Here is a 16351-nt window from a genome sequence, read left to right on the forward strand (position 1 = left end):
ATGCTGTAAAGATCAATATAGTCGTTTTTTTGAATTTTTGGGGCAAGCGGCAATGGCTGAGTACGAGAAGCCCCCAAACTTGCGCCTACTTGAGGTTGATGTCCTGGGACGCTGTGCAACGTCCAGAAACGAAAAAACCGCTTAGAATCAAGGCTCTAAGCGGTTTTTGAGGGACTTCCTGAGACGTCCTGATCTTACTAAATTACTATCCGTGGCGGAGAGAGGGGGATTCGAACCCCCGATAGAGTATTACCCTATACACGCTTTCCAGGCGTGCGCCTTCAGCCGCTCAGCCATCTCTCCTGAAGGCAATGCGCGCGTCTTGCTTGCTCACATTGTGTACTGCATATCGCTTGTCGCGAAGCCGCAGATTATAGCAAAGATTCTACGGACTGCCAAAGTTATTTACCCAGGGGTAAAAGTTTGGCCAGGCCTGCCGGAAGGATGCGCCCCGGTGGCGCGCACAGCCCTTCCGGCGGGACTGGCCTGTCTGTTAAGACGCTTCCTTCAACTGCTCCAGGATGGCCGGGTTTTCCAGGGTCGAGACGTCTTGCGTGATCGTCTCGCCCTTGGCCAGCACGCGCAGCAGGCGGCGCATGATTTTGCCGGAGCGGGTTTTCGGCAGGTTGTCGCCGAAGCGGATTTCCTTCGGTTTCGCGATCGGGCCGATTTCCTTGCCGACCCAGTTGCGCAGCTCCAGGGCCAGCTTCTTGGCTTCCTCGCCGGTCGGACGCGCCTGTTTCAGCACCACGAAGGCGCAGATCGATTCGCCTGTCGTGTCGTCCGGACGGCCCACCACGGCGGCCTCGGCCACCAGCGGGTTGGCCACCAGGGCCGATTCGATTTCCATCGTGCCCATGCGGTGGCCCGACACGTTCAAGACGTCATCGATGCGGCCCGTGATGGTGAAGTAGCCCGTGTCCTTGTTGCGAATGGCGCCGTCGCCTGCCAGGTACATCTTGCCGCCCAGTTCTTCCGGGAAGTAGCTGGACTTGAAACGCTCGGGGTTATTCCAGATCGTGCGGATCATCGATGGCCATGGGCGCTTCACGACCAGAATGCCGCCCTGGCCGTTCGGTACGTCCTGGCCCGCTTCGTCGACGATGGCGGCCATGATGCCCGGCAATGGCAGGGTGCACGAGCCGGGCACCATCGGCGTGGCGCCCGGCAGCGGGGTGATCATGTGGCCACCCGTTTCCGTTTGCCAGAAGGTATCGACGATCGGGCATTTCTCGCCGCCGATATGCTTGTAGTACCACATCCACGCTTCCGGATTGATCGGCTCGCCGACCGTGCCCAGCAGGCGCAAGCTGGTCAGGTCGTAGTTGCCTGGATGGACTTTCGGGTCCACGTCGGCTGCCTTGATCAGCGAACGGATGGCCGTTGGCGCCGTGTAGAAAATGCTGACGTTGTGCTTCTTGATGGTTTCCCAGAAACGGCCCGCATTCGGGTAGGTCGGGATGCCTTCAAACACCACTTGCGTGGCGCCCACGGCCATCGGGCCATACGCGATGTAGCTGTGGCCCGTCACCCAGCCAATGTCGGCCGTGCACCAGAACACGTCGTCGGGCTTGATGTCGAAACTCCACTTCATCGTCAGCGCGGCCCACAGCAGGTAGCCGCCGCTCGAGTGCTGCACGCCCTTCGGCGTGCCCGTCGAACCGGAGGTGTACAAGATAAACAGTGGATGCTCGGCATCGACCCATTCCGGCTCGCATTGCGCCGACTGGCCTTCGACCAGGTCGTGCAGCCACGTGTCGCGGCCGGCCACCATCGGCAAGTCGCTGCCCGTACGTTTATACACGATGACGTTTTTCACAGAGTCGCAGCCGCCCAGCGCCAGCGCTTCGTCGACGATGGATTTCAATGGCAGCTTCTTGCCACCGCGCAATTGCTCGTCGCCCGTGATGACGGCCACGGCGCCCGCATCGATGATGCGCTCCTGCAGGGATTTTGCCGAGAAGCCGCCGAAGACCACCGAGTGGGTGGCGCCGATGCGCGCGCAGGCTTGCATTGCGGCAACGCCTTCGACGGACATCGACATATAGATGATCACGCGGTCGCCCTTGGCGATGCCCTTGGCTTTCAGGCCGTTAGCGAACTTGCAGACTTTTTCGTGCAGCTCTTTATATGTTGCCCTGGTGACGGTGCCATCGTCCGCTTCGAAGATGATGGCCGTCTTGTCGCCCAGGCCATTTTCGATATTGCGGTCCAGGCAGTTGTACGATACGTTCAACTGGCCGTCTTCGAACCATTTGTAGAACGGTGCATTGTCTTCGTTCAGGGTGCGGGTGAACGGTTTCTTCCAGCTCAGGTTCTCGCGCGCCAGCTTGGCCCAGAAGCCTTCATAGTCGGTTTCCGCCTCTTTCACCATGGCGCGGTAGGCGTCCATGCCGGAAATGGTGGCCTGTGCGGCAAATGCCGCCGACGGGTCAAATACGCGCGACTCTTCCGGTCCCTGCTGTTCCGTGCCCTGCCCTTGGTTTTCTGTAGCGCTCATGCTTGTCTCCAGTGTAGTAATTGTTTGCTAACACGATAGACCCCGTGTCTTACGGACGCCTTACATGTCGCGTTTATGCAGCGTTTTACCCCTATCAAGGCTAACCATAAGCGCCTTCGGCAATGGGAGTCAAGGGGACGCCGTACAGTATTTTCACTGGGAAAATGCATGCTGTGCCGAAGGTTCAATACCACTTCGTATTTCATCAAACCTAATAATCAGGAGCAAGGCCATGCGCAGTAATCAGCAGCAAGTGTAAAATGTCGGGCATACCAAAAATTGGTATTTACTCCCCCAGGAAACCCCACATGATCGACCACCTACCACCGTCATCCAAACATACCAAGCTGCACCCGCTGTCCTCCTTCATCTTCATGTCGCGCTGGCTGCAGTTGCCGCTGTACCTGGGCCTGATCCTCGCACAATGCGTGTATGTCTTCCATTTCTGGGTGGAATTGTCCGACCTGATCGGCGCCGTGTTCGGCAATGATGCGGCCCTGCAGCACGTGCTGACGGCCGTTGCCGTACCGGGCAGCGCCCTGCCGACCAAGCTCAATGAAGCGACCATCATGCTGGTGGTATTAGGCCTGATCGACGTGGTCATGATTTCGAACCTGTTGATCATGGTCATTATTGGCGGCTACGAAACCTTCGTTTCGCGCATGCACCTCGATGACCACCCAGACCAGCCGGAATGGTTGTCACATGTCAATGCTTCCGTGCTGAAGACGAAATTGGCGATGGCCATCATCGGCATCTCGTCCATCCACCTGCTGAAGACATTTATCAATGCCAATTCCTACAAGATGGAAGTAATCATTGCGCAAACGGTGATCCACATGGTCTTCATCATTTCGGCCATGGCCATTGCGTACACCGACCGCATCATGACGGTAACCCAGAACCAGGCACGACCGCATTAAGGAGCGCTCCTGCACTACCGTACCAATTAGCAAGCAGCACCAAGCATCAAGTAACTAGCATCAAAGTCTTACCCTTCTTATCCACCGCGAGAACACCATGACTGTCATAAAGCAAGAAGACCTGATCGAATCCGTCGCCGCAGCGTTGCAGTACATTAGCTACTACCACCCTGCTGATTACATCGAGCACCTGGCGCGCGCCTACGCGGCCGAGCAAAGCCCGGCGGCAAAAGATGCGATCGCGCAAATCCTGACCAACTCGCGCATGTGCGCGGAAGGCAAGCGTCCTATCTGCCAGGACACGGGTATCGTCAACGTCTTCCTGAAAATCGGCATGGGCGTGCGCTTCGAAGGTTTCAGCGGCACGGTTACCGACGCCGTCAACGAAGGCGTGCGCCGCGCGTACAACTTTGACGACAACAAGCTGCGCGCGTCCATCGTGGCCGACCCGCACTTCGACCGCAAGAACACCAAGGACAACACGCCAGCCGTCGTGCACATGGAACTGGTCGAAGGCAATACCGTCGACGTGAAAGTGGCTGCCAAGGGCGGCGGCTCGGAAAACAAATCCAAGATGATCATGATGAACCCGTCCGACTCGCTGGTGGACTGGGTCATGAAGACCGTGCCGACCATGGGCGCCGGCTGGTGCCCGCCTGGCATGCTGGGCATCGGCATCGGCGGCACGGCCGAAAAAGCCATGCTGATGGCAAAAGAGGTGTTGATGGAAGACATCGACATGTTTGAGCTGAAACAACGCGGCCCGCAGAACAAGCTGGAAGAATTGCGTATCGAGCTGTGCGACAAGATCAACTCACTGGGTATCGGCGCGCAAGGCCTGGGCGGCCTGACGACCGTGCTCGACGTGAAAATCATGATGCACCCGACGCACGCCGCGTCGAAGCCGGTCGCCATGATCCCGAACTGCGCCGCCACGCGCCACGGCCACTTCGTGCTGGACGGCTCGGGCCCGGCCTACATGGAACCGCCATCGCTGTCGTCGTGGCCGGAAGTGCACTGGACGCCGGACACGGAAAAATCCAAGCGCGTCGACCTGAACACCCTGACGAAAGAAGAAGTCGCTTCGTGGACGCCGGGCCAGACCTTGCTGTTGAACGGCAAGATGCTGACGGGCCGCGACGCCGCACACAAGCGCATCCAGGACATGCTGGCCAAGGGCGAAGAATTGCCGGTCGATTTCAAGAACCGCGTGATCTACTACGTCGGCCCAGTCGACCCGGTACGCGACGAAGCCGTCGGCCCGGCCGGTCCGACGACCGCCACGCGCATGGACAAGTTCACCGACATGATGCTGGAAAAAACGGGCTTGATCGCCATGATCGGCAAGGCCGAACGGGGACCAGTGGCCATCGAATCGATCCAGAAACACCAGTCGGCCTATCTGATGGCCGTGGGCGGCGCCGCCTACCTGGTGTCGAAAGCCATCAAGCACGCCAAGGTGCTGGGCTTTGCCGACATGGGCATGGAAGCGATCTACGAATTCGACGTGGTCGACATGCCAGTGACCGTGGCCGTGGATGCGAAAGGCACTTCGGTGCACAACACTGGCCCGAAAGAGTGGCAGGCAAAGATCGAGCAACTCAATAGCGTCAGCAAGATTCCCGTGACGGTCGCTTAAACAAGCACTACCATAGACGCCGCGCGGCAACATCAGCGCGGCGTTTTTTATCTTCCCCGGTTCCCTATGACTTCTATTGCAAGCACTGCCCGCCCAGACGCGCCCATCGGCATTTTTGACTCCGGCGTGGGCGGCCTGTCGGTGCTGCGCCATATCCGCGCGCAGCTGCCGCAGGAAGACCTGATTTACTTTGCCGATTCCGGCTATGCCCCGTATGGCGACAAGACGGAACAGCAAGTGGTCGACCGTTCGCTGGCGATCACCGCCTTTTTATTACAGCAAGGCGCGAAGGCGCTGGTCGTGGCATGCAACACGGCCACCATCGCCGCCATCAAGGCGCTGCGCGCGCGCTATCCCGACCTGCCCATCGTCGGTGTCGAACCGGGATTGAAACCGGCGGCCGCCATCAGCCGCAATGGCAAGATCGCCGTGCTGGCCACGGAACGCGCCTTGCGCGGCGACAAGCTGCTGGCCTTGCGCGAGCAGGTGAGCGCCGCCACGGGCGCCACATTCATCTTGCAGCCCTGCATCGGCCTGGCCGACCGCATCGAACAGTGCGAGCTGGGCACCGATCCGCAGGACGCCACCAGCGCCATGCTGGAACGCTACATCGCCCCCATGCTGGAACAAGGCGCCGACACGCTGGTGCTCGGCTGCACGCACTACCTGTTCGTGCAGGACGCCATCGAACGCACGGTGCGCGCCCACACGCAGGAACAGATCACCCTGGTGGACACGGGCGACGCCGTGGCGCGCCAGCTGGCCCGTCTGCTCGATGCGGCAAGCTTGCGCCGCATTAACAATGACGCACCACGGCTGCAGGGCTACACGACGGCCAAGGTCGAATCCCTGGCGAAAGCCTTCGCCGGTTTGCTGGACTTGCACCCGCCCGTCGAACACCTATCCGTTTGAGCGGCGTGAGCAAAAGCGACCGTTTTCATGCAATCTTTCGATTCTTTAAAAAAGACTGCATTTAGATTTGCCACTTTGCCGAGTTCTTTGTATAATTCGGCACCTGTTCAGCAAAACAGCTAAACAGGTAAGTAAGACAGTGGTGGCTGTAGCTCAGTTGGTAGAGTCCAGGATTGTGATTCCTGTTGTCGTGGGTTCGAGCCCCATCAGCCACCCCACAGAATAAAGAAGAGCCCGGTTTTAGAACTGGGCTTTTTCTATTCCGGCGCCGCTTTTCTACCTTCACCGATACCGGCCCCGGTATCGCTTCCTGCAAAAAATTCATTAGTGCAAATTTGACCATCGCCCTACTCTGGGGTGCGGCCTGGACCGCCCCATAAAAACAGTACGGAGACAACGATGAAGCAAATCCTGGCAGCACTCTGCCTGATGTTCTGCGCCCATGCGCACGCGATCACCCTGACGGGCGTGCCGAACGCGCACGACCCCGGCACCTTCACGCGCGACGGCGACACGTATTTCAATTTCACGACGGGCGACGGCATCTGGTATTCCACCTCGACGGACCTACTGAAATGGTCGGCCGGCCCCGCGCCCGTGTTCAGCACGCCGCCGGCCTGGATCGCCAATAAAATCCCCAACTTCAGCGGCTCGTACTGGGCACCGGACGTGATCCACATGAACGGCTACTATTACCTGTATTACTCGGTCTCCACCTTCGGCACCTCCGTGTCGGCCATCGGCGTGGCCCGCTCCGCGTCGCTGAAAAATCCCAGCTGGACGGACCTGGGCATCGTCGTGCAATCGTATGGGGGCGGTGCGGAAATCAATGCCATCGATCCGGCCCTGTTCCGCGATCATGACGGCAAGGTCTACATGTCGTACGGCTCGTTCTTTGGCGGCATCGGCGTGACGGAAATCAACCAGGCCACGGGCAAGACGAGCGGCAACGTCACCACCATCCTCGGTGGTGGCGGCAAGGATATCGAAGCGCCCTACATCACGCACGACGGCGAGTATTACTATCTGTTCGTCAACCGCGGCAAATGCTGCCAGGGCGCCGCCAGCACATACTATGTGGAAGTGCAGCGCGCCAGCAGCGTGACGGGGCCGTACAGCGGCACGCGCACGCTGCTGCCTAACCTTGATGGCAAGTACAAGGGGCCGGGCCATATCGGCGTGCTCAAGCAGGATGGTTGCAACTACACCTCGGTCCACTATTACGACGTCAACGACAATGGCACGGCCAAGCTCGACATTTTGAAGATGACGTATGACAGCGGCTGGCCCAGCCTGACGCGCAATTTCTCTGTCGCCAGCTGCGGCGGCATCTCGGACGGCCCCACGGTGCTACGCTCGCGCTTGAGCGGAAAGGCGCTCGCCGTGGCGGGCGCCGGCACGGCGAATGGCGCACTGGTGCAGCAGCAAACTTATACGGGAGCAAAACACCAGCAATGGTATGTGGTGGGACACGGCGACGGGTATTACAGCCTGATCAATGCGAACAGCCTGCTGGGCCTGGACGACTACAACAATTCGACCACGGCCGGCACGAATATCGCCCAATGGAGCTACTGGGGCGGACTGGGCCAGCAATGGCGCTTCGCCAGTCCCGCTGCCGGCTACCAGACGATCAGCAACCGCTACAGCAACCTGACCCTGGACGTACTCAACCTGAGCACGGCGGAAAACGCGCAGATCATCCAGTGGAATCTGACCAACGCGAACAACCAGCAGTGGTCTCTGAGCCGGCCGTAGGATCGGGAACTAGCCCGCCAGCACCGACTGCACCGTCGTCGCCAGGTCGTCCAGGCGCACGGGTTTGACGAGGAAGTGGCGGAAGCCCACGGCCAGCGCATCGTCCATGTACATGGGCAGGCTGTGGCCCGTGACGGCGATCAGCACGGCGTTGGCCGTCTCGGGATTGTGGTGCAGGCGGCGGCCGATTTCGATGCCGCTGATGCCGGGCATTTCGATGTCGAGGTAGACGGCATCGGGCACGCACAGCTTGACTTGCTCGACGGCCATCTGCCAGTTGCGCACCACCACAGCGTGGTGGCCCAGCGCTTCGAGCAGCATGGCCAGCGATTCGCCCACTTCCTGGTTGTCGTCGACCACCAGCAGATTCAATTTGCGCGCAGCACTTGCCGGCTGGTCGCCCTGACGGCGTTCCACGGGGGGATTGCCTGGTGTCGTTTCAGTTGTCTGGCTCATTGTACGTTTACGTCTGACGGCTGCAAAAGCGGGAGTATACAAGAAGCGCACGCAATGCCGCCGCACCCCAGCAATGGTGCCAGGCGGCAAGCCAAGCCGCCCGCTGTACCGGGCCAGCAACACTTCTCCGCCCGCAGGCAGCCATATGGCCACTACGCAATATTCGCAATTGACGTATAAAATGAGAATCATTATCATTACCATCCCCTTGCGCCGGATGTCCACGCCACGATGTTGTCGCGCCGCCCGATTGCCCGCGCAAACATTGTCATTACGGAGATCCATGCATGGCTGCCACACCTTTCACACTGCCCTTTTCGCTGCGCCCGTGCGCGCTGGCCATCGCCCTCGCCTGCCTGGGCGTTTCTTTTTCCGCGCAGGCACAGGAAACCAATACAGCCAATACCGCCGATAACGCCGGTCCCATCCTGGAATCCATCCAGGTCAGCAGCAATCTGCTGGGCACCAGCATGGCCGCCAGCACGAAGAATTTCGCGGGCGCCCGCACCGTGGTGCAAAAGGATGACATCGAGAACTCGGGCGCGACCAGCCTCAGCGATGTGATGCGCCGCATTCCCGGCGTGCAGATCAGCGACAACTCGGGCAGCGCCGGCAGCGCCATTTCACTGAACATCGGCGTGCGCGGCCTGGCCGGACGCTATTCGCCGCGCAGTACGGTCTTGCTGGACGGCATCCCAATGTCGGTGGCGCCGTATGGCCAGCCGCAACTGTCATTCGCGCCCGTCAGCCTGGCCAATGTGGAAACGGTCGACGTGGTACGCGGCGGCGGCGCCGTGCGCTTCGGCCCGCAAAATGTGGGCGGCATCATCAACTTCAAGACGCGCCGCGTGCCCACCACGCCAGGCATCACGGGCGACGCCACCGTGCGCTACAACGCGTACAGCGAAGTGGGCCACAATACCCAGGCCAGCGTCTTCGCCGGCACCCAGCTCGACAGCGGCCTGGGCCTGGCCGTGCTGTATTCCGGCATCCGCGGCAGCGACTGGCGCGTGGGCAGCGATGAAAAAGTCAACGATTTCGCCCTCAAATTCCGCTACGACCTGAGCCCGACGGCCGAGGTGTACGGCAAGCTGTCCTACTACGACGTGACGTCGCGCACGCCGGGCGGCCTGACCGCCGCCCAGTACAAGGCCGACCCGTTCCAGAACACGCGCCCGACCGATTACTGGAGCGGCGAGCGCAAGGCCTTCGACATCGGCTACCTGAACGCCATTTCCAGCACGCAGGAATTCGAAGTGCGCGCCTATTACAACAAGAGCTCGCGCGAAAGCACCCTGATCAACGCTGGCCGCACTGGCCTGGGCCGCCAGCCGCGCAACTATGAAACGACGGCCATCGAGCCGCGCTACACGCAGCGCTTCACGACCGGCAAGGTATCGCAGGACATCACCGTCGGCTATCGCTACCTGGCCGAACGGGCCGACGAGACCATCTACAACATCGTCATCGCCAGCGGCGTAAAGCAAAAGCCGACGCGCTTCGCCGACAATTCCACCGATGCGCAAGCCGTGTATATCGACGACAAGATCGCCATCGATGCCTGGCGCATCACGCCCGGCGTGCGCTATGAACACATCAAGACGGAACGCTTCAACCACTTGCCGACCGACCAGAAGATCGAGTTGCTCAACAATAAGGCCCTGCCTTCGCTGAACGTGGCGTACTTGCTCAACAACAACGTGACCCTGTTCAGCAACTACAACAGCTCGTTTGGCGCCGTGCAAAACACGCAGCTGAACTCGCAATCGGACAAGAATCCACTGCAGCCGGAACTGGCCAAGACGGCCGAACTGGGCGCGCGCTGGAAGAGCGGCCAGCTGTCGGCCGAAGCGACCTTGTTCAACATCAAGTTCGACAACCAGATCCAGTCCGTCGGCAGCGGCGAAAGCGCCGTCTTCTACAACGTGGGCGCCACGCATCACCGGGGCCTGGAAACGGCCATCGACTACCACTTCGACAAGTCCGGCCCGCTGGCCGGCTTGAATGCCTACGCCACCTACACCTATACGAAGGCGACCTTGCAGGATGGCGTGAACGCGGGCAATGACGTGCCCTTCTATTCACGCAACACGGATACCGTCGGCGCCCACTACCAGCTGGGCGCCTGGGGCTTCGACCTGTCGAGCAACCACCAGAGCCGCCAGTTCGCGGACGAAGCCAACACCGTGGCGGAAAACGCGGCCGGCAACCTGGGCGTCATTCCCGGCTTCCGCACCTGGAACACGCAAGTGAAATGGAAAGTACCGGGTCAGGCGGGCCTGGAGCTGGTCGCCGGCGTCAACAACCTCGCCGACAAGCGCTACTTCACGCGCACATCGGACGGCAACCTGGGCAAGATGGTGGGCGCGCCGCGCATGGTCTACCTGCAGGGCCGCCTGGCGTTCTGAGCACGGCAGGCGGCAGTACCTATCGAATCGAGATGCCGCCGCACCCGCGCACGTCCTCAGCAAAACCTGCATCGTTGTTGTTTCGATGCAGGTTTTTTTACGCCCTGATGTCACAAAAATACTGCGGTGCAAGACGGTTCGAAGCCGCGTTCGCCTTACAGCGTTGCAGCAATTGTTCCGTCAAGAAATTAATTGCAATAAAGAAATAAATGATTTCACAATTGCAAATATTTTTAGCGAGCGCTTGTTTTTTTCGTGAGTTTTGGTGATATTCTTTAAATGTCATTTAAGAAATTAAATTATCCTTTAACCAACCAAAAGAGAACCTCATGAAAACGCCAGCCACCTTCCTGAAGATTGCCGCATTGGCCACCCTGGTCACCGCCGGCACCGCCAACGCCGCGACCGAACTGGTGGTCAATGGCAGTTTCGAAAACAATGTCATTGCCTCGGCCTGGGCTCCGCTCAGCAGCGTGACAGGCTGGACCTCGTCAGCCAGCGGCAACTCGGCCTTCGAAATCCAGAAAGGCGCCACGCAAGGCGGCCAGGGCGGATTCAATCCCGTCGCCGCCGACGGCACGCAATATCTGGAACTCAATACCGACCGCTTGACCTCCGTATCGCAAGCCCTCGCTACCACGGCCGGCGGCACGTATGCGCTGTCGTTTGCCTATTCAGGCCGTCCAGATACGGCTGGCGGCGCCAACAGCCTGATGAATGTCTACTGGGGTTCCACCCTGCTGACGCCCACGGCACTGGTCGGCAACACGAGCGGTGTCTGGCAAAGCTACAGCCAGAACCTGACGGCATTGGGTAGCTCGACGGTACTGCGCTTCGAATCGATCGGCCCTGTCTCCGCGCCCACCTACGGCTCCTACCTGGACAACGTCTCGGTGATGGCTGCCGTGCCGGAACCGGAAACCTACGCCATGATGCTGCTGGGCCTGGGCTTGCTGGGTTTCATGGCACGCCGCAAGACCGCCGCCTGAGTCCGGGCAGTCGTCGCGCAACAGCCGCCCCGCCGCTTGGCCGGGCGGCTTTTTCACGTCTGAAAAATCATATTGAGCCTCATTGGATGTTGCCCAAAAGAATTAAATTGGCGCTACAATAGGGGGTATCAAGCAATGCCAAGCATCGCTCCGCCAGGGCCCCTACCCCGCCCTGATCATCAGCACGCATTTTTTGAACAGGATGACTGGCGCTGCCGGGCCCGATCGCGCTCCCGGCACGGCCACCACACACGCACCATGTCCGCAGAAAAAACCATTACCGAAACGAGTTCCTACGGCAAGGAAACGCCCGTAGGGCGTCCTGACATCGATGGCCGCGCCGGCATTTTCGTGCCCACGGCGGAATTTGACATCAACAACACCACCACCATCCGCAAGGGCGCGGGCATTGTCGGCTTCGGCAACCTCGATGGCACCCTGACCGTATATTTCGAAGCGAACCGCTTCGACGAAAGCAATCTGCACAAGTGGGAACACAAGGCGCGCAAGGCGTATGACCGCATGGTCATGGGCGCGCCCACGGTGTCGAAAGCGAAAATCGATGCGCGCATGCTGGAACAGGTCGGCATCATCGATGGCATGGGCATCAATCTCAAGCACCCGGAACGCCTGACGCACTGGCTGGCGATCTCGAACGTGCCGGACACGGCGCCGGAAGAGCCGGTGGTGCGCTGGAAAAACCGCTGAGTAATCCTCAGGAAATTATTGTGAAGTTATGACGAACAGAACCGGATGCTATGCAAGGCGCCCGCTGCGACGCAGTGCGAGCACTGCTAGCAGTGGGCAACGCCGCAGAGCGCCGGTTATGGAAGTCAGAAATCGCAATAATTTATTGGGGGTTACTCTGGCAGCCGGAGAGCGAGGCGGGCCGCCAGGCACGAGGTGTTGTCCTACATGGCGGCGGACATTCATCCGATGCCCAAAGGCATCAACTCATCCTATGATGAAAGCCTGACCACACCTCACACCACTCAGGAGTACGACATGTCCCGCCTCATCCCGATCAGCTTTGGCGCCTTGCAAATAGGTCTGGCAGCGGCGGCGATGTACATCCTGTGTTCGGCGGACGTATTGCACCAGGGTTCGGTTTATTTCCACTAATAAAATGACAAAGCCGGGCAAGCAACGCTTGTCCGGCTTTGTCCTGCATGCAAGTGCAATAGTCTAGCGGCGGCCGTGGTAGCGTCCATGCCCACCCCAGCCGCCGCGGTGTCCACCGTAGCGCCCAAAGCCAAACATGAAGTCCAGCCCGATCGTCACGGGCGGATTGTAATAATACGGTTGCGGCGCGTACACGGGCGCCGGCACATATACGGGTTGCTGCACGTACACCGGCTGCTGCTGCACGTACACGGGCTCATTCGTGTATTCCACGCGCGGTGCGCTCATCACGCGGCCCGACTGCACCGGTTCGGACGAGACTGTATGCCATTCATAGGGATTGTAGGCCCCCTGTGGCGCGCGCGAACCGTAATATGCGGGACCGGGGGGTGCCACGGCGCAGCCACCCAGGGCGGCCAGCGAAATTACTGCCAACAGGGTTTTCATTGCAATTCTCCTCGAATACCAATTCCATGTACTACCTTAATTAAGTACTATAAGAAATTACGTCGAGCTTTGCTGCGCTTTTACCGATTGTTACACGCCGACGCACGCCGCAACATGAAATGTGGCAAAGCCGCCACAAGCCACTCGTGCGGCATGTTTCCTCAAATAAACGGAATCGCGCACGTATCGATGGCCTTGCCGGCCGCGTCGTAGCGCTGCACGCACACCTGGTAGCGCACGCCGTAATCGAGCTCGACCTGCTCGACCTTGCCATACTTCAATTTCCAGCTGGGCTGCACCTGTTGCCGGCCAGCCAGCGCGGCCACATCCTGCGGAATCGCCATCGCCGTTTGCGTCTCGCCCTGGCGCGCATCCTGGCGCCGCGCCACGTCGGTCGATACGCTCACGGCCAGGTCCACGCCGCCGTCCACATAGCTCAGCGTGGGCGCGCTGCGCTGCGCCCGCATCACGCCCCAGGCGCAAGGCTTGCCGCCGGCCTCGCATTGCTTCAGCTGCGCCAGTGGAAAATATTCAGGGGCAATCCTGCCATCCTTGATGGGCCAGCTGGTGCGTACGCCGTCGCGCTTGCCCGTCAGGGGATTATCCCAGCTCAGGCTATTGACGACGGCCACGGTCTGCCCCGCCTGCAAGCCCACGGGCGTGCCCAGCGATGCGCAGGCGGAAAGCAGCAAGCCGCTGGCGGCCAGGGAAAAAAGTGTCAGGATGCGCTGCATGGTAGGCCTCTTGTGATGGGAGATCCCGAAGGTATGTTTCGAGGGTAACAGAATCGGCGGCGACAGTGCCGTTGGCTGGCGCACATAACAGTACGGGCGGCACCCTTGCAGGCGCCGCCCGTAGCGGATATGGCCATGCCGGGAGCCTCGCTCCCGGCAATACGTGGATCAGTCCAGCTTCCAGGCGTAGTCAACCTTGGTCCAGGTTTGCGCTGCGGCGCCATCCTTGGTGCCCGGCTTGAACTTGCACGCGGACAGGGCCTTGATGGCAGCCTTGTCCAGGTTCTTGAAGCCGCTGCTCTTGTCGACTTTCGAATCGGCAACAGTACCATCGGCATTGACCAGGAAAGACATCGACACGGTGCCCTGCTCTTCGTTCATCAGCGAGGCTTTCGGATAGTCGGCCTTGCAGTTCTTGGCATCGAACGACGCCGGAACCTCGGCAGCAAAGGCCGCGGAAGAAACGGACACCAGCAAGGCTGCTGCAACACTCATAAAACGCTTATTCTCAAACATGTGCTTCCCCATGATTATCAGATACGGTAATTACAATTTCCGGTGCGCTGTTGACCGCGCTTAAAACTCTTCCCACTCGTCATTGCTGCCGGCGCCTGCCGCCTTGCGTGGCGCCGCGGCGGCCACGGGAGCGGCCGCTTCCGCCTTGCGGGTCAGCGACTTCACCGGGCGCAATGCCGCTGCCGGCTTGCGCACGGCCACTGGTGCGGCGGCCACGGGAGCCGGCACATACGCTGCCGGCTTCTCTTCGCCTTCGACCAGTTTGAAGATGCTGACCACGTGGGCCAGTTCGGCCGCCTGGTCTTGCAAACTTTGCGCCGCGGCGGCTGCCTGCTCCACCAGGGCGGCATTTTGCTGCGTCATGCCATCCATCTCGATGATCGACAGGTTGACCTGTTCGATGCCGGCGCTTTGTTCCTGGCTGGCACTGGCGATCTCGCTCATGATGTCGGTCACGCGGCGCACGCTGTCGACCACTTCACCCATCGTCACGCCAGCCTGGCCGACCAGGCGCGTGCCCCGTTCCGTTTTCTCGGCCGAATCGTCGATGAGGATCTTGATTTCTTTCGCCGCGCCAGCGGAGCGCTGGGCCAGGTTGCGCACTTCCGACGCCACCACGGCAAAGCCGCGGCCTTGCTCGCCGGCACGTGCCGCTTCCACGGCCGCGTTCAGCGCCAGGATGTTGGTCTGGAAGGCGATGCCATCGATCACGCCGATGATGTCGACAATCTTCTTCGCCGACTCATTGATCGAGCTCATGGTGTCAACCACTTGCGACACCACGGAGCCGCCCTTGATGGCAACATCCGAAGCGGTGGCGGCCAGCTTGTTGGCTTCCCGCGCATTGTCCGCATTCTGTTTCACGGTCGAGGTCAACTCTTCCATCGCCGACGCCGTTTTTTCCAGCGCGCTGGCCTGCATTTCCGTACGCGACGACAGGTCGATATTGCCGTCGGCAATTTCACGCGAGGCCGTGCCGATGGTTTCCGTACCGACGCGCACCTGGCCGACGATGCCCACCAGGCTGTTGCGCATTTCCTTCATTTCCGCCAGCAGGCTGGAGGTATCGGAAGGCTGCGTATGGATGCCGATCGACAGGTCGCCATTGGCGATGCTGCCGGCGATCGATGCCGTGTAGTCCGGTTCGCCGCCCAGCTGTTTCAGCAGGCCGCGGGTAATCACCAGTGCCGCTGCCACGCCCATCGCCACGGCAAGTACGCCGAGGATGATCATGAACAGGCGCGCGCTGTCGAAGGCCTTGCGGGCGTCCGATTGCATCTGCTCATTGAGCTTGTCTTCCAGCACGGCCAGCTGCTCCAGCGCTTCCATCCATTTTTTCTGTACCGGGCGGATTTCCTTGATCATCACGCGCGTGGCGCCTTCCGCATCGTTGGCCATCCACAGCGCGGATGCCTTGGCGATGGCCGGCATGGCGGCGGCTTCATATTCCTTGATCGAGGCCAGCAGGGCTTTTTCTTCAGGAGTCGACTCGACGGCAAATTTCTCTTCGAGCTTCTTCTGCGTTTCCTGATAGGTGCTGGTCTGCGTCTTGATACGCGCCATTTCAGGTTCCATATCGCCCGCGTCGGTCATCAGGGTCAGGATGCGCAGCGAAGTGATGCGGTCGCTGACGTTGCCACGCATGTCGATCACGAGGCGGGTGACGACGTTGTTGACATTGATCACGTGATCGAGACGTTCCTGGATTTGCGCCATGCGCGCGATGCCGAGGACGGTCACCGCCACCAGCAGAACCAGTACCAGGGCGAAACCCAGGCCCAGGCGGGTACCAACCTTCATTTTTGCTAAATTCATTTCGGCTCTTCGTAAATGAAACTATTGATAAGAATTTTGCCCGGCACGACAAGACGAAGGCTGCGTAACACCGGTATCCGCCCTTACCCATTGGTATGCTGGCGGTCTCCGGCCGCACGCAGCCTGGGGTAC

General features: G+C 60.1%; 14 protein-coding genes and 2 tRNA genes. 9 read left to right on the top strand and 7 right to left on the bottom strand.

Annotated features, from left to right (window positions below; translation table 11 throughout):
* Nucleotides 1–212 precede the first annotated feature (212 nt).
* Both O3297_RS21890 and acs read right to left on the bottom strand, forming a co-directional pair.
* Nucleotides 213–303: transfer RNA gene (locus tag O3297_RS21890), tRNA-Ser, on the bottom strand.
* 190 nt (nucleotides 304–493) lie between these two features.
* A complete protein-coding gene (acs, locus tag O3297_RS21895; protein WP_099395312.1) occupies nucleotides 494–2500 on the bottom strand; it encodes an acetate--CoA ligase in 2007 nt (668 codons plus the stop codon).
* Between the two features lie 308 nt (nucleotides 2501–2808).
* Between acs and O3297_RS21900 the strand changes: the two genes are divergently transcribed.
* The 5 genes from O3297_RS21900 to O3297_RS21920 all read left to right on the top strand — a co-directional run bounded on the left by O3297_RS21900 (nucleotide 2809) and on the right by O3297_RS21920 (nucleotide 7732).
* The gene (locus tag O3297_RS21900) at nucleotides 2809–3423 is read left to right on the top strand and encodes a YqhA family protein (protein ID WP_034784515.1); all 615 of its coding nucleotides are present in this window, start codon (nucleotides 2809–2811) and stop codon (nucleotides 3421–3423) included.
* A gap of 97 nt (nucleotides 3424–3520) precedes the next feature.
* On the top strand, nucleotides 3521–5062 hold the full coding sequence (locus O3297_RS21905) for a fumarate hydratase (RefSeq protein WP_034784516.1): 1542 nt from the start codon (nucleotides 3521–3523) through the stop codon (nucleotides 5060–5062).
* 66 nt (nucleotides 5063–5128) lie between these two features.
* On the top strand, nucleotides 5129–5974 hold the full coding sequence (gene murI, locus O3297_RS21910) for a glutamate racemase (RefSeq protein WP_305050100.1): 846 nt from the start codon (nucleotides 5129–5131) through the stop codon (nucleotides 5972–5974).
* Nucleotides 5975–6116: 142 nt separating this feature from the next.
* A tRNA-His gene (locus tag O3297_RS21915) sits at nucleotides 6117–6192 on the top strand.
* 181 nt (nucleotides 6193–6373) lie between these two features.
* A complete protein-coding gene (locus O3297_RS21920; RefSeq protein ID WP_305050102.1) occupies nucleotides 6374–7732 on the top strand; it encodes a family 43 glycosylhydrolase in 1359 nt (452 codons plus the stop codon).
* 9 nt (nucleotides 7733–7741) lie between these two features.
* Here the strand turns inward: O3297_RS21920 and O3297_RS21925 are convergent, their stop codons facing one another.
* Entirely contained in the window at nucleotides 7742–8188 is a 447-nt protein-coding gene (locus O3297_RS21925) for a response regulator (RefSeq protein WP_161789566.1), read from the bottom strand.
* A gap of 287 nt (nucleotides 8189–8475) precedes the next feature.
* On the opposite strand from O3297_RS21925, the gene O3297_RS21930 reads away from it, so the two are divergent.
* From O3297_RS21930 to O3297_RS21945, 4 genes are all read left to right on the top strand, one after another.
* The gene (locus tag O3297_RS21930) at nucleotides 8476–10596 is read left to right on the top strand and encodes a TonB-dependent siderophore receptor (protein ID WP_305050104.1); all 2121 of its coding nucleotides are present in this window, start codon (nucleotides 8476–8478) and stop codon (nucleotides 10594–10596) included.
* A 329-nt stretch (nucleotides 10597–10925) separates the two neighbouring features.
* Nucleotides 10926–11585: an FxDxF family PEP-CTERM protein gene (locus O3297_RS21935; protein WP_305050105.1), complete on the top strand. Its 660-nt coding sequence runs from the start codon at nucleotides 10926–10928 to the stop codon at nucleotides 11583–11585.
* A gap of 258 nt (nucleotides 11586–11843) precedes the next feature.
* Nucleotides 11844–12293 carry a hypothetical protein gene (locus tag O3297_RS21940; protein ID WP_034782544.1) on the top strand — a complete coding sequence of 150 codons (450 nt, stop codon included), beginning with the start codon at nucleotides 11844–11846 and terminating at the stop codon, nucleotides 12291–12293.
* Nucleotides 12294–12500: 207 nt separating this feature from the next.
* Nucleotides 12501–12707 carry a hypothetical protein gene (locus O3297_RS21945; RefSeq protein ID WP_070257130.1) on the top strand — a complete coding sequence of 69 codons (207 nt, stop codon included), beginning with the start codon at nucleotides 12501–12503 and terminating at the stop codon, nucleotides 12705–12707.
* Between the two features lie 63 nt (nucleotides 12708–12770).
* On the opposite strand, the gene O3297_RS21950 is transcribed toward O3297_RS21945, so the two are convergent.
* From O3297_RS21950 to O3297_RS21965, 4 genes are all read right to left on the bottom strand, one after another.
* The gene (locus O3297_RS21950) at nucleotides 12771–13154 is read right to left on the bottom strand and encodes a hypothetical protein (protein ID WP_034782540.1); all 384 of its coding nucleotides are present in this window, start codon (nucleotides 13152–13154) and stop codon (nucleotides 12771–12773) included.
* Between the two features lie 161 nt (nucleotides 13155–13315).
* Complete coding sequence (locus tag O3297_RS21955) at nucleotides 13316–13888, bottom strand: hypothetical protein (protein ID WP_305050108.1); 573 nt, start codon at nucleotides 13886–13888, stop codon at nucleotides 13316–13318.
* A 168-nt stretch (nucleotides 13889–14056) separates the two neighbouring features.
* Nucleotides 14057–14383: an energy transducer TonB gene (locus O3297_RS21960; protein WP_092611776.1), complete on the bottom strand. Its 327-nt coding sequence runs from the start codon at nucleotides 14381–14383 to the stop codon at nucleotides 14057–14059.
* 81 nt (nucleotides 14384–14464) lie between these two features.
* Nucleotides 14465–16204: a methyl-accepting chemotaxis protein gene (locus O3297_RS21965; protein WP_034782537.1), complete on the bottom strand. Its 1740-nt coding sequence runs from the start codon at nucleotides 16202–16204 to the stop codon at nucleotides 14465–14467.
* Between the last annotated feature and the right edge of the window lie 147 nt (nucleotides 16205–16351).

This window comes from Janthinobacterium sp. SUN128 (assembly GCF_030587275.1).
In the GTDB taxonomy this organism is placed as follows: Bacteria; Pseudomonadota; Gammaproteobacteria; order Burkholderiales; family Burkholderiaceae_D; genus Janthinobacterium; species Janthinobacterium lividum.

Bases quoted from the DNA above. Each gene is read 5' to 3' on its own strand.
- O3297_RS21960 (WP_092611776.1), bottom strand. From the start codon at position 14,383: ATGAGTGTTGCAGCAGCCTTGCTGGTGTCCGTTTCTTCCGCGGCCTTT.
- acs (WP_099395312.1), bottom strand. From the start codon at position 2,500: ATGAGCGCTACAGAAAACCAAGGGCAGGGCACGGAACAGCAGGGACCG.
- O3297_RS21945 (WP_070257130.1), top strand. From the start codon at position 12,501: ATGGCGGCGGACATTCATCCGATGCCCAAAGGCATCAACTCATCCTAT.
- murI (WP_305050100.1), top strand. From the start codon at position 5,129: ATGACTTCTATTGCAAGCACTGCCCGCCCAGACGCGCCCATCGGCATT.
- O3297_RS21925 (WP_161789566.1), bottom strand. From the start codon at position 8,188: ATGAGCCAGACAACTGAAACGACACCAGGCAATCCCCCCGTGGAACGC.
- O3297_RS21940 (WP_034782544.1), top strand. From the start codon at position 11,844: ATGTCCGCAGAAAAAACCATTACCGAAACGAGTTCCTACGGCAAGGAA.
- O3297_RS21955 (WP_305050108.1), bottom strand. From the start codon at position 13,888: ATGCAGCGCATCCTGACACTTTTTTCCCTGGCCGCCAGCGGCTTGCTG.
- O3297_RS21935 (WP_305050105.1), top strand. From the start codon at position 10,926: ATGAAAACGCCAGCCACCTTCCTGAAGATTGCCGCATTGGCCACCCTG.
- O3297_RS21905 (WP_034784516.1), top strand. From the start codon at position 3,521: ATGACTGTCATAAAGCAAGAAGACCTGATCGAATCCGTCGCCGCAGCG.
- O3297_RS21965 (WP_034782537.1), bottom strand. From the start codon at position 16,204: ATGAAGGTTGGTACCCGCCTGGGCCTGGGTTTCGCCCTGGTACTGGTT.
- O3297_RS21950 (WP_034782540.1), bottom strand. From the start codon at position 13,154: ATGAAAACCCTGTTGGCAGTAATTTCGCTGGCCGCCCTGGGTGGCTGC.
- O3297_RS21900 (WP_034784515.1), top strand. From the start codon at position 2,809: ATGATCGACCACCTACCACCGTCATCCAAACATACCAAGCTGCACCCG.
- O3297_RS21920 (WP_305050102.1), top strand. From the start codon at position 6,374: ATGAAGCAAATCCTGGCAGCACTCTGCCTGATGTTCTGCGCCCATGCG.
- O3297_RS21930 (WP_305050104.1), top strand. From the start codon at position 8,476: ATGGCTGCCACACCTTTCACACTGCCCTTTTCGCTGCGCCCGTGCGCG.